General features: G+C 41.0%; 13 protein-coding genes. 8 read left to right on the top strand and 5 right to left on the bottom strand.

All coding sequences use genetic code 11. The features are described 5' to 3' along the window. Positions 1-13: 13 nt before the first annotated feature. The 4 genes from PQ456_RS21645 (at position 14) to PQ456_RS21630 (ending at position 4429) form a co-directional block, all read left to right on the top strand. Positions 14-838 (top strand): carbohydrate ABC transporter permease, encoded by an 825-nt coding sequence (locus PQ456_RS21645; protein ID WP_273614071.1) that lies wholly within the window; start codon positions 14-16, stop codon positions 836-838. Positions 839-986: 148 nt separating this feature from the next. Beyond that, a complete protein-coding gene (locus PQ456_RS21640; protein ID WP_420540627.1) occupies positions 987-2864 on the top strand; it encodes a cache domain-containing sensor histidine kinase in 1878 nt (625 codons plus the stop codon). Further along, complete coding sequence (locus PQ456_RS21635; RefSeq protein ID WP_273614070.1) at positions 2839-4020, top strand: response regulator; 1182 nt, start codon at positions 2839-2841, stop codon at positions 4018-4020. The genes PQ456_RS21640 and PQ456_RS21635 overlap by 26 nt, the downstream gene beginning before the upstream one ends. Before the next feature lie 52 nt (positions 4021-4072). Continuing rightward, positions 4073-4429 (top strand): hypothetical protein, encoded by a 357-nt coding sequence (locus PQ456_RS21630; protein WP_273614069.1) that lies wholly within the window; start codon positions 4073-4075, stop codon positions 4427-4429. Between the two features lie 120 nt (positions 4430-4549). Here PQ456_RS21630 and PQ456_RS21625 read toward each other — a convergent pair whose 3' ends face one another. After that, positions 4550-5251, bottom strand: a complete 702-nt coding sequence (locus PQ456_RS21625; protein WP_273614068.1) for an NAD(P)-dependent oxidoreductase — start codon at positions 5249-5251, stop codon at positions 4550-4552. Further along, the gene (locus tag PQ456_RS21620) at positions 5251-5547 is read right to left on the bottom strand and encodes a DUF6509 family protein (protein WP_337957866.1); all 297 of its coding nucleotides are present in this window, start codon (positions 5545-5547) and stop codon (positions 5251-5253) included. Before PQ456_RS21620 ends, PQ456_RS21625 begins: the two co-directional genes overlap by 1 nt. A 273-nt stretch (positions 5548-5820) precedes the next feature. Between PQ456_RS21620 and PQ456_RS21615 the strand changes: the two genes are divergently transcribed. Further along, positions 5821-6747 (top strand): DMT family transporter, encoded by a 927-nt coding sequence (locus tag PQ456_RS21615; protein WP_273614067.1) that lies wholly within the window; start codon positions 5821-5823, stop codon positions 6745-6747. 82 nt (positions 6748-6829) lie between these two features. On the opposite strand, the gene PQ456_RS21610 is transcribed toward PQ456_RS21615, so the two are convergent. After that, positions 6830-7591, bottom strand: a complete 762-nt coding sequence (locus PQ456_RS21610) for an ABC transporter permease (RefSeq protein ID WP_273614066.1) — start codon at positions 7589-7591, stop codon at positions 6830-6832. Continuing rightward, positions 7588-8334 carry an ATP-binding cassette domain-containing protein gene (locus tag PQ456_RS21605; RefSeq protein WP_273614065.1) on the bottom strand — a complete coding sequence of 249 codons (747 nt, stop codon included), beginning with the start codon at positions 8332-8334 and terminating at the stop codon, positions 7588-7590. Before PQ456_RS21605 ends, PQ456_RS21610 begins: the two co-directional genes overlap by 4 nt. Positions 8335-8478: 144 nt before the next feature. Here PQ456_RS21605 and PQ456_RS21600 point away from each other — a divergent pair, with 144 nt between their 5' ends. After that, positions 8479-9036, top strand: coding sequence for a guanylate kinase (locus PQ456_RS21600; RefSeq protein WP_273614064.1), 558 nt, complete (start codon positions 8479-8481; stop codon positions 9034-9036). Between the two features lie 151 nt (positions 9037-9187). Here PQ456_RS21600 and PQ456_RS21595 read toward each other — a convergent pair whose 3' ends face one another. Continuing rightward, entirely contained in the window at positions 9188-10069 is an 882-nt protein-coding gene (locus tag PQ456_RS21595) for an NAD(P)-dependent oxidoreductase (RefSeq protein WP_273614063.1), read from the bottom strand. 279 nt (positions 10070-10348) lie between these two features. Here PQ456_RS21595 and PQ456_RS21590 point away from each other — a divergent pair, with 279 nt between their 5' ends. Then, on the top strand, positions 10349-10990 hold the full coding sequence (locus tag PQ456_RS21590) for an NAD(P)-dependent oxidoreductase (protein WP_273614062.1): 642 nt from the start codon (positions 10349-10351) through the stop codon (positions 10988-10990). A 245-nt stretch (positions 10991-11235) separates the two neighbouring features. Continuing rightward, on the top strand, positions 11236-12435 hold the full coding sequence (locus PQ456_RS21585; protein WP_273614061.1) for an ROK family protein: 1200 nt from the start codon (positions 11236-11238) through the stop codon (positions 12433-12435). Positions 12436-12542: the final 107 nt, after the last annotated feature.

The raw sequence follows: 12542 nt of genomic DNA, 5'->3' as shown, positions 1-12542 counted from the left end.
AGGAGAGCACGATATGAATAATGTGAAAAAATGGTTCGTGTATCTACTCTTCGCGATCCTGATCGTTACACAGTTATATCCGCTATTATGGTTAGTGATGTACTCACTCAAAACGAACGAAGAAATTCTGGGAGGTAGCTTTTTCGCTCTTCCGAATATTCCACAGTGGCATAACTATGCAGATGCTTATACTTCCGGTAGTTATCTGAAATATCTGGGAAATAGTGTACTGGTTACAGCAGTTAGTTTGTTTGCAGTTGTTATTTTGAGCTCCATGACCGCTTATGCGATTACTCGATTTAAGTGGAAATACGGGCAGTATGTGATGTTGTTATTTTTACTAGGGATGATGATTCCACTACAAGCGACATTATTACCACTGATGATTATTTTCAAAAATCTAGATTTACTGAATACACGCTGGTCGATCATTATTCCGTATACCGCGTTTGCGTTGCCGATTGCTGTATTTATTTTAAGTGGATTTATGCGGTCGATTCCGACAGATATTGAAGAATCTGCGTTTATGGATGGAGCAAGTGTATACCGGATTTTCCGTAGTATTATTTTGCCGATCTCGGTTCCACCTGTGATGACTGTATGTATTCTGACGTTTATCAATATCTGGAATGAGTATATTGTAGCGGCGACGTTTATTTCATCCGAAGAACTCAAAACATTGCCGTTCGGGGTGTATACGTTTGTCAGTCAGTATTCGGTCAATTACGGAAATATCGGAGCATTCCTTGTCATGGGTGCATTACCGGTTATTATTTTCTACTTTATTTTGTCTGAACGTATCACTAAAGGTATGGTAGCAGGAGCAGTTAAAGGATAATTGTATAAAATGATTTTGCCAGAAGCTACCTTTATTGGTACTATCTCTGTATAGGGACTTGGCGGTAATCATAAAGAGGACCCAATCCTTTTTATGGTTACCGCCCTTTGGCTTTTTTAGCGACTGTTGTAGAAAGGAGCATTTCACTTTGTCACGTAGTCTGCATTCGATCCATAATCGATTGTTTATTTTGTTTCTATTCTGTATGGCAGGGATTGTACTGCTGGTCAGTATCCTTTTTTATAACCGTACAACCACTCAATTTCATGAAAAATTAGGCGAGATTGCGCAGAAAAATGTATCGCAAACGGTGGGATTGCTTGATCTTCTACTCGGTAGTTATGATAGCCTGTCCAAGTCGATTAGTGCCAATGTGGATATTGTGCGCCTGCTCGGTCAGAAGTCAGCAAGTTCACCGCAGGTTGAATATATTAATCAGAATTATATTACAACGATTATGGGAGCGATTTACTTTTCCAGAGACGATCTGGTAGGTATTCATGTGATCGGTGAAAATGGCAAAATCTACGATTATAGCAATTCGATGAATGTGATCGATCCTGAATATACTAAGTCATCATGGTATCAGCAGATTAGTGGTTCGTCCGGTCAGATGGTCTGGTTGGGTGTATTTCCTCATTCCATTATTGATCAGGCGGAAGATCAACCTGTATTTGCTTTCGGTCGTCCGATATTCAATCTCAATGAACAACATCAGATCGGAATTGTACTGATCGAAGCACGGGCAGATACGTTTTTGACAGCGATGAATAATTTGAAATTAGGCCCGCATAGCGAAGTGAATATCGTAACCGGAGACGGTAAACATATGCCAACTTCGATCGAACCGAATAGTAAGCCCGGTTCACTACCGCCGAATATTTCGTTGCCACAGATACCAGGTCAGGTGAATGTACAGCAGAATAATAGCCGTCTGATTGCCGCTTCCAAGCTGGGCACCACCAATTGGACGATTGTCAGTTCAACGCCGGATCGTGATCTCAATGTCGAACTGACGCAGACGAAGCGGTATTTATTTATCGTGGTTACTGTGCTGATTGTAGTGTCTGCGCTGATCGCTTTTATCGTATCACGTACCATTTCTTCTCCGTTAAAGCGACTAATTCGAGAAATGAAGCAAGTGGAAAATGGAAACTTTCGCGGGATGGTTACTGTGACTTCTTACGAAGAAATCAATTCGCTTGTAGTATCGTTTAACCATATGGTCGCTCGAATCGAAGAACTGATCGAACGGGTCAAAGTCTCTTCAGTCAGTGAAAAAAATGCAGAACTTCATGCGCTTCAATCACAGGTGAATCCTCACTTTCTCTACAACACACTGGATATGATCTACTGGATGCTAGATGAAAAAGGAAATGATGAGCTAGGCGATGTAGTGTTATCGTTATCGCATATGTTCCGGTATAGCAGTCATTGGGAAGATCATGCACTGGTGACGTTACGTGAAGAGATAGAGCAGATTAGTCATTACCTGACGATTATTACGATGCGACTGGATGGTCGATTGAGCGTAGAGATCGATGTCGAAGAGCAGTGGATGGATCTGCATGTGCCGAAGATGTTATTACAACCGATTATCGAAAATGCAGTCAAGCATGGTCTGGAAGCGTTAGATCGACCGGGCGTTTTGCGAGTAAGAGCGATACCGGATCGGAAATATCTTAATATTATTATTTCAGATAATGGCAAAGGGATGAATGAATCTACATTGGAACGACTACGAGATTCTTTGCTTCACCCCACCGATCCTATTCATCGTGAACGCAAAAGTATCGGTTTGCAAAATCTACATCAGCGACTTTCTCATATGTTCGGGATCACGAACGGGATACATATTGAGAGCGCTCTCGACAAAGGAACAGCAGTCAAATTGGTATTGCCATTATCCGATGCTTCCGCTGTCGCTCAATTATCTTCACAGACTGTAGAGTCTGAATATTCAGATCAACCTATTTCGATCGATAAAGGAGGTATTGTTCGTGCACATTCTGATTACAGACGATGAAAGTTTTATTCGTGAAGGAATCAAACGTACCATCGAAAGTGTTTTTCCTAATTATCATGTTCATCTGGCTTCATCTGCTGAAGAAGCGGTGTTGATGATGAGTGAGCACCGAATCGATATTATTTTGACCGATATTCTGATGCCTGGTATCAATGGTCTGGAACTGATGCGTATTTCCCGTCATAGTCAGCCACAAGCCAAATGGATCGTTATCTCGGCACATTCGGAATTTTCCTATGCTCAACAAGCGATGCATCTAGGTGCACGAGACTATCTACTCAAACCGATCGGCAAAAAGAAATTGGTAGAATTAATGGAATCGCTCACAATCGAGATTCGTCAGGAGCGAGTAGTCTCTAAAGGGGAAGAAGCGCTCAAAGATGGGCTAAATTATTTGCGTGAAGCTGTATTTCAAAGATTAGCCGCAGGGCTTAGTATGGGCAAAATCAGTCTAGATACCTTTATCGCGGACTATCCTGAATTCTATCTTATTCTGGTCAATATCGAACAAGATCAACGGAGTACCCATTTGGAGCATTTTATCGTTGAAAATGTATTAAATGAATTGATCGATCAATCAGGTCAAGGGTTCGTCGTGAGCTTTGATCGCAATAGTCTATTAGGGCTGGTCACACTGCATAATCATATCCAGATTGAGCAACTGTTAGAACCGCTACAAGGACATTTGCAAAAGTATTTGAAAGTCCCGTTTGCGACCAGACATTCTGGCCCTCACCAAGAGATTGAACATGTTGCTGTTGAAGTAAATCGCTTACGTGAAGAAAAGACAGCACAGGTGGATGCGCCAGAAGAAGGAAGCAGTAGCGATCATGCGATCCAAGTCGCTCTTCAATATATTCGTGCTCATTTTAATGAAGAGTTGTCTTTAGAAAAGGTAGCGGCTGTTGTATTTCTTAATCCAATTTATTTCAGTCAATTGTTCAAGCAGAAAACAGGGCAAGGATACAAAGATTATGTGATCTGCCTGCGCATGGAACAAGCCAAAGTGCTACTGCACAACCCGAAGCTCAAGCTGGCTGATATTGCAGAACAGATCGGCTACACCAATGTAGGGCATTTCACCCAAGTATTTCGCAAGAAGTTTATGGTTACCCCGACCGAATATCGAATGCAGGAAAAAATCTTGAATACATGAGTGTGACTGTATCACAGAATAGAGATCAATCAGAATATAAAGGGGGTGAATGATGTCTACGTCAGAAAAGAGTATGTTTAATATTATTCTACTCATTGTGTTGGGTGTAGCACTGATCTATTTTTCGCAGCCGTTGAATACTGTTTCGATAGGTTCAGTTATCTTAATGGGGATGCTTACGTTACAAGCTATTATCAAATATATACATGATTATAACAATCAGACGAGCACTGAACACAGATGGTTTAACGTGTTTGTGACGGTCTCGTCTTTGTTGATCATTGTGTATTTATTTTGGGTTCATCAATGGATCATCATTAAATTAATATTCTGGGTGTTAGAAGGATGTCTTTTCTATGGATATGCAAAAAAGCTGATGATTAGTAAAGCAGACACTAGATTAAAATAATAAAATATTCGTATCAATATACATATAAAATAAAAAAGACCTAACTTTGTATAAAAGTCAGGTCTTTTTGTGTGTAGCACTTTTATTTAATTGATAAAAAAACGAATACTACCGCCTAGTCTAATAAGCTAGTCCTACTCGATGTCCAATATAACGAAGATCGCTTAATTGCTGATATGTGAAATAGGCTGTATCTCCTGTGGAAATCGATGTTCCATCTTCAGGTAGAACATCTTGCTCATCACGATAGACACCGGTGTATTCTCCCTCAGGCAAATACGTCGGACAGACTACTGTCCAGTCCAGCCCGGAATCTCGCAACGTCTCATACATCATCCGATGTTCTTCTGCAGCACGGGTGCTTTTGCGCTTGGATTCAGAAGATTCATAGCGATACTTATCCGCTTCAATACGGCTTTGCAGAATACCTGCTGTGCCTACTGTAATAATACGTGCAATCGACTTCTTCTGCATTAAATCAACAAGGATAGGAGTACTAACAGACAATGTCGTTGTTTTATCTGTATTCAGTGTACTCATAACAGCCTCTACTCCGTCCAAAGCTTGATATAGATCATCGCTGCTTAATACATCGCCCACATGCACATGTAGATTAGGCAACTGTTCGCTAATCGGTAGCGATCGATCAATATCGGATACAGAGTCATACGTAGCGACCAATTTGTCTGCATATTCTTCCAATTGTGCATTTAACTTATCCAGAGAACGTACCAATACAGTCACTTCATGACCATCATGCAGCGCATATTGGAGAACCGATTGTCCGACGCGACCTGTCGCACCAAGCAGTAAAATACGCATTAGTTACTCTCAGCGTTTTTCCAGTTTTGCTCACAAAACGCTGCTAACTCTTGCTCTTCCTCTTCTTCCAGATCAAAATCGAGTACACGTTCTGTGCCTTTTTCCATAATATCGTAGCTCACAATACCATTGCCTGTTTCTTGAACTTTATAAATGGCACGAATATATAAACCGTTTACGGAATAGATATCGTCCTCTTCATCGACTTCAAAATCAATAAAAAATTCGTAACGTGTGCCCACCAAAATTTCAAAAGGGTCTTTAATCATTTCTACTTGATAACTTGTTATTTCCATTATTCTATTCCTCCTGCATCTAGCAAAGATGCGCTTATATTATTCTAATCATGATGTACATACGAAGTGCACTGTCATTGTCCAGTGAAGTCTTATTATAGCACGATTGCTAGGAAGTAGAGGATAGTGAAAGTAGTAATTTCTTTTTACTTGAACAAATGTTTAATGTCTATTGAACAATTGTAAAAAGCATTGTATACTCGAAAGATACATGACATGTCAGCTTTGTCGCAAGTGATCGTCATCCAGATTGGCTTAGAGGAGAGAAATAGAATGAAGGCGTTATCCAAAGGGCAGACTGCTCTGTTTTTAGCATTTTTGATCTTAATGTGGGGCGTGAACTGGCCGTTATCCAAGTTCGCGTTAAATTATGCACCACCTATTTTATTTTCCGGTATTCGGACATTGATTGCAGGGTTGTTGTTATTGATTGTTGCTTTACCACGTTTGCGTGATCTTCGCTGGAAGCAGACATGGAAAATCTATGCAATCTCTGCCATTCTAAATATTATTTTGTTTTACGGTTGTCAGACGATCGGTATCGCTTATATGCCTGCTGGATTGTTCTCGGCGATTGTCTTTTTACAGCCGGTATTAGTCGGATTCTTATCCTGGTTATGGGTAGGAGAATCGATGAATCCGCTCAAAGCGATAGGTCTTGTATTAGGTTGCGCAGGTGTAGCCACGATTAGTGCAGGAGGATTCTCTGGTTCGATCTCGGTGATTGGTATCGTACTTGCATTAGCATCTGCGGTTAGCTGGGGTGTAGGAACAGTCTATGTGAAAAAAGTAGGCGATCGTGTTGATCCAATCTGGTTAGTCACGATTCAATTGATTATGGGTGGGGTCGTAATGACAGCTGTGGGTACAGGTACCGAAAGCTGGTCAGATATTACGTGGAACGCTACATTTATCGGAGTATTGCTGTTTATCTGTATTTTCGCTATCGCTCTTAGCTGGTTATGCTTCTTCCGCCTTGTTGGTTCAGGCGAAGCGAGTACAGTCGGTTCATATACGTTTTTGATTCCGTTAGTATCTATTATTCTTAGTGTGTTATTTATGGGTGAATCGGTCACCGTGAATCTGATTATCGGGTTGGTCTTGATCGTTATTAGTATCTTGCTGGTAAATCGTACACCAAAAGAAAAGTCCGGTCATACGACTATCGTTAATATCGATACCAAAGAAGTTCATTCGTAATCACCATCTGATCTATGATTACTATAAGCAAAGACTCCTCTACGCATCATCATGCACTGAGGAGTCTTTTTTGTATGCCTATCTATTGTTCTAACGGTTCGGTCTGCAACTGTTGTTGTTTGTTAAACAAGCTAGGCGCAATAAATAAACTAAGCAAAATACTTGTAATAATCGCCGAAGTCATCGTCGTGAACACAATCAACAATTGAAAACGCACTGCTGTAATCGGATCAGCGCCAGCGATAATCTGTCCGGTCATCATACCAGGTAACTGCACCAGACCGAGTGTTTTCTGTCCGTCTATCGTTGGAATCATACTGGAACGAACAGCGCTTTTGAGCACCGGCAAAATCGCTTGTCTGGGTGTACCTCCAAGCGACAATAGCAAAATAATTTCACGCTGTCGCAACGTCACTTCCGAACGTAACCGAGTCACTAATAGACTGCCTAGAATCATAGAATTGCCGATAATCATACCGCTGATTGGAATAATATAACGTGCTGTTGCCGGAATAATCCCAAATCCTAACAATAGCGCCTGTGTTACGATCTCCACAATCACCAGTGTCAAAAACACTTTGATCGTCATATAAGGAACCGATTTTCCTTTTTTAGATACATTGAGCGACGCGACAGTGATCATCACTAATAGAAATAAGCTGACGACCCATAACTGCTCTAAGCCGAAAATAAAATTCAACACATAGCCGATAATTAGCAGTTGGATCGTGGCTCGTAATGTGGCGATCAGCACATCTTTTTCCAGACCTAACTTGAACGAACGAGACAACACTACAGCAAATAACACAAAACATAAAGACAGCGTTAATGCAATAATCGTCATTGGAGTTCCCCTTTTATAAATCGCTGTGCTTCTTCGGTCTGTGGATGTGCAAAAAAGTCTGCGGTTGGTCGTTGTTCTAGCAATTGTCCATTCATCAAAAACCATGTTTGTTGTCCGACACGTTGCGCTTGTTCCATCTGATGTGTGACCCAGATGAGTGTAATGCCTGATGTGCGTTGGATATCTAGTAGCAATTGCTCAACCTCCCGTACAGAAGAAGGATCAAGTGCAGAAGTAATCTCATCCAGCAGTAAAATCTGAGGTTGATTCGCAAGGGTGCGCGCTAGAGCTAGCCGTTGTTTTTGCCCGCCTGAAAGGTCTTGTACTTGCTGATGAAGCACATGAGCAGACAATCCTACTTGTTCGATAAGAGTCGAAGGATCGCCAATATCAATCCCATGTAATCGTTGCGCAATCTGCAAATTGTAAAGTGCGGTTCCTTGCACCATCGGAGCATCTTGAAATACGATGCCAACTTTTCGGCGTAATTTAGTAATCGACCATGTCTGTATCTCTTTGCCTTGAATATATAATTGTCCGGAGTCTGGTGTAAGTAATAGATTGCACAGCGATAACAATGTGCTTTTGCCTGAACCGGAAGGGCCTACCAGTGTGGTGATCGAGCCCTGTTCGATATTGCCGTTAATCTGGTCTAATACAGGTCTAGCATGTTGTGCACTGGGAAAAGATTTAGAGATATGTTGGAATTGAACTGCATATGTAGGTGATGGTGATAATGTCATCTGTGGATCAAGCATCCTTTCGGGTTTTGGCTAAGTATTATTGTAGTATAAATGCGTATTGCACAACAGAAAGATCATGCAGTGTATCTTTTGGTATACTAATTGTACAAAAAAAGAAGAACTACAGATGCAGGAGGATGTAATATGTCATTTTCAATCGTTGTTTTTCAAGGGCCCAGTGCATCAGGTAAAAGCACATTACAAGCACGATTAGGAGTACCCAAAATTGTCACATGGACATCCCGTCAACCCAGAGCAGGCGAGCAAGATGGGGTTGATTATCATTTTGCGACTAGAGAACAAATTGAGCTTATGTTTCGTCAGGGATTGATGTTAGAAATGAGCGAATACCGTAACAATCTGTACGGAACTTCGATCAGTTCGATTGAAGATGCAGGAAAAGATGGACAGGTACGTTCGACAGTAATGGACCCGCCAGGAGCTAAGCTGGTCAAAGAAAAATGGGGCGATCGGGTATTGTTAATCGGAGTGCTAGCAGATCGTGAGCAACTGGCAAAGCGATTATTCGATCGTAAAGTGAGTATTGATGAACAAAAGCAACGTCTTCAGAGCTATGATCAGGAACGAGCGGCATTATCGGAGTGTGATCTAATTATTCATAATTCAGAAGGACAATTGCGTACAGCGGAAAAGGTAATCGACTATATTCGAGAAGGTATTACTCGTACAGCACGCAAATAAATTCATGTTCTCGCTAGCATGAAGATCAATAGAAGTAGGATGATTGATGTCATAATAACTAGATAAAAGCCTCCAATAAAGTGAGTATAGATGGCTGACTTTATTGGAGGCTTTCGTATATCTATAGAATCATCTTAAGAATCGTTAAGTTTTATGATTGATTGGGATGACGTTCTTGCAATTCAAGCCAGATAGCGGCTAGATCAAGTTCACCTTTACCGTTCTCGTTAGCTTCACGATATGTCTGATCTGCTGCTTCAGCTAGAGGCAATTGTACATGTAATCGTTTGGCTTCATTAGTGAGTAAGCCTAGATCTTTGGAGATTAGACTTAACATAAATGCCGCTGGAAATTCGTTGTTGATAAACATGTCTTTTTTGCCTGCTAATAACGGAGTGGCTACAGCAGATTCACCGAACATTTCTAATACTTGTTCACGTTGCAGTCCTGAACGTTCAGCGATTAATAGTGATTCGGCAATCGCTTGTGTCGAAATGCCTAACAATAGATTGATAGATAATTTGGCAGAACTACCATGACCAATTTCGCCGAAATGGATCGTTTTTTTACCTAAAATATCAAAAAACGGTTGGCAAGCTTGAATATCTTCAGCCTGACCTCCTGCAAGAATAACCAGATTTCCTTGTTCTGCTGGAGCGACAGAGCCAGATACCGGAGCATCTACATAAATTGCGCCTTTGTCTGTAATCTGCTTCGCAAATGCTTTGGCTTCTTCAGGGCTGATCGTACTCATATTGATCACATACATACCTGCACGTAGCTGACTAAGAATGCCTTGTTCGCCGCTTAATACATCATAAATTGCATCTTTTTTGGTTAACATCACAAATACCACTTCAGCTTGAGCAGTCGCTTCGGCAGGCGTAGCATACAGTGTTGCTCCTGCACGTTCTAACGGCTTCGCACGCTCACTGGTGCGATTGTAGACATGTAATGTATATCCTTCTTTCAGCAAATTATGAGCCATCGGTAAACCCATATGCCCTGTTCCGATCCACGCTATATTTTTCATAATGACACTCCTTAGTTTTGGATACTATCGTGTAATTGACGTTATCGTTTGTTTAGAATAACCGCGCTAAAGGTACTAATGTATGAATACCCAATTTCGCTGCTATCTATACTTTATAATAAATACTTATTGGTAATCCGACCAGAACAGTTGACATTATTTCATCCTGTAACTATAATTGTTACATGTAAGGCGAAATACACAGTACAAGCTTTAGAGCTACACATATAGTAATAAGCATTACAATACATCAACTAATACAACATGGAGGTTTTAAGTATGAAAATCGCAGTTATCGGTGCAACAGGTAAAGCAGGATCATTGATCGTTGAAGAAGCTTTGAGCAGAGGACACGAAGTTACAGCTATCGTACGTAACGCTTCTAAAGTGCAAAATGACAAAGTAAATGTAATCGAAAAAGAAGTATTGGATATTACAACCGAAGATATTAAAGGATACGATATTCTAGTCAATGCTTATGCTGCTCCACAAGGACAAGAAGAATCTCATATCACTGTAGGTCAATCGTTGATCAACATTTTGAAAGGTGCTCCTGATACTCGCTTAATCGTTGTAGGTGGTGCAGGTAGCCTTTATGTAGATGATGCTCATTCTGTACGCCTTATCGATACACCGGACTTCCCTGATGCTTACAAACCAACAGCATCTAACCAGGGTAAAAACTTGGACGATTTGAAAGCATCAAGCGGTATTCAATGGACATTTTTAAGCCCTGCTGCCTTTTTTGATGCACAAGGCCCACGTACCGGTTCTTACACAGCGGGTGGAGAGAAAATGATCGTTAACAATGAAGGTAACAGCTATATCAGTTATGCTGATTATGCGATTGCAATTGTAGACGAAGCGGAAAAAGCAGCACATGTGAACGCACGCTTTAGTGTAGTGGGCGAAGCGAAGTAATCATTTCTAATAACCATTTTTGCAAATGAACATCTATGACTGATCGTATCTTTTTAGATATAATCGTTTGTTAGAACATTAGCATGATAGTACCGACCTCTTTTCTGCTTATAGAAAAGAGGTTTTTTTATCGTTATATTTCTCTATTTTAATGCAATAAATACATAGCATTCCCTGTAAAAACCATATATAATAAGTGAAAAAACAATTCCGATCAGAATTGTAGGGAAAACGGTGGGATTATTATGGGTAAGCATATGAAAGGCGTAACCTCCATCAAAAAAGCAGTCTATGACCGAATCGCGATGCAGGACGATATATCCAAAGCAGAAATTATGAATGAATTTCAGATGACTAGCAGTAGTCTAACCCGTCTGCTTGAAGAAATGACCAATGAAGGCTGGATTATGGAGTCTGGATTCGGTCAATCGACAGGTGGAAGACGACCGATTTTGTATCGAATCAATGCGAATTTCCGCTATATTTTTGGTCTGGATATTTCACGTATTTATTCGGTGTTAGGCTTGTATGATATGCGGATGCAACCGTTAGCAATGGTGCGTTGGTCTATGGATGAAAGTATGACACCTCAGCGGTTAGTTCAACATGTTCAAGGGCAAGTAGCACAGATGTTAGCCGAGCAAGGAATAGCACCAGAATTAGTGATAGGAATGGGCGTAGGTGCTGTAGGCCCGCTTAGTCGTGAGCAAGGAAAAATACTTAACCCCCTATACTTTGCCGCTCCGGGTTGGAAAGATGTTCCTCTTCGGCGCTGGTTAGAAGAAGCAACAGGATTGTCGGTTACGCTTGAAAATGGAGCCAATACCGCTTTGACAGGAGAGCACTGGATGGTGCGTGATGAACATATCCAGCATATGTTGTATGTGCATGTCGGTACAGGTCTACGGTCTGCGATGATGTCTAACGGACATGTCGTACATGGCGCTGTAGATATGGAAGGCTCAATCGGACAGATGATTATTCAGACAGACGGCCCGCGACTTCATGGTGCAGGTAATTATGGAGCGTTAGAAGCTTTTGCCTCGGTACAAGCATTAGAACAACAAGTTCGAGCACGTAGTAAAATGGGACGCGATGTGTGGGATGGACATGTAGCAGTCAAGCCGGAAGCGATTAATTTCACTACACTGGTACAATCGCTAGAAACAGGTAATGACTATATCAAAGAAATCTTTGCACAATCTGCGGCTTACATGGGCATAGGGCTGGCTAATCTGATCAATATTTTGCATCCTGAAAAGATTATTCTTGGCGGTGTACTGATCAATTCACATGATCTGTTCTACAATACAGCTATTGCGGTAGCTCAGCAGAATATCTATTATTCAAATAGTTATCGCCCTGTGTTTTCTAAAGGAATATTAGAAGAAAATGCAGTCGCTACCGGAGCCGCAGTTATGGTCTGGCATGAGATGGAGTTGTAAGTGAAAAAAACCTCTGATCTTCTTTCTAGAGATACATTAGAAAGAGTCATCAGAGGTTTTTTAGATTTGTTTAGATGAAGTAGAGACTTACATACTTTGGGATATAC

It is taken from the genome of Paenibacillus kyungheensis (assembly GCF_028606985.1).
GTDB lineage: Bacteria > Bacillota > Bacilli > Paenibacillales > Paenibacillaceae > Saccharibacillus > Saccharibacillus kyungheensis.
The sequence above is the reverse complement of the archived record's forward strand: the minus strand, read 5'-3'. Positions and strand labels throughout refer to the sequence as shown.

Bases quoted from the DNA above. Each gene is read 5' to 3' on its own strand.
- PQ456_RS21645 (WP_273614071.1), top strand. From the start codon at position 14: ATGAATAATGTGAAAAAATGGTTCGTGTATCTACTCTTCGCGATCCTG.
- PQ456_RS21630 (WP_273614069.1), top strand. From the start codon at position 4,073: ATGTCTACGTCAGAAAAGAGTATGTTTAATATTATTCTACTCATTGTG.
- PQ456_RS21625 (WP_273614068.1), bottom strand. From the start codon at position 5,251: ATGCGTATTTTACTGCTTGGTGCGACAGGTCGCGTCGGACAATCGGTT.
- PQ456_RS21620 (WP_337957866.1), bottom strand. From the start codon at position 5,547: ATGGAAATAACAAGTTATCAAGTAGAAATGATTAAAGACCCTTTTGAA.
- PQ456_RS21615 (WP_273614067.1), top strand. From the start codon at position 5,821: ATGAAGGCGTTATCCAAAGGGCAGACTGCTCTGTTTTTAGCATTTTTG.
- PQ456_RS21610 (WP_273614066.1), bottom strand. From the start codon at position 7,591: ATGACGATTATTGCATTAACGCTGTCTTTATGTTTTGTGTTATTTGCT.
- PQ456_RS21605 (WP_273614065.1), bottom strand. From the start codon at position 8,334: ATGACATTATCACCATCACCTACATATGCAGTTCAATTCCAACATATC.
- PQ456_RS21600 (WP_273614064.1), top strand. From the start codon at position 8,479: ATGTCATTTTCAATCGTTGTTTTTCAAGGGCCCAGTGCATCAGGTAAA.
- PQ456_RS21595 (WP_273614063.1), bottom strand. From the start codon at position 10,069: ATGAAAAATATAGCGTGGATCGGAACAGGGCATATGGGTTTACCGATG.
- PQ456_RS21590 (WP_273614062.1), top strand. From the start codon at position 10,349: ATGAAAATCGCAGTTATCGGTGCAACAGGTAAAGCAGGATCATTGATC.
- PQ456_RS21585 (WP_273614061.1), top strand. From the start codon at position 11,236: ATGGGTAAGCATATGAAAGGCGTAACCTCCATCAAAAAAGCAGTCTAT.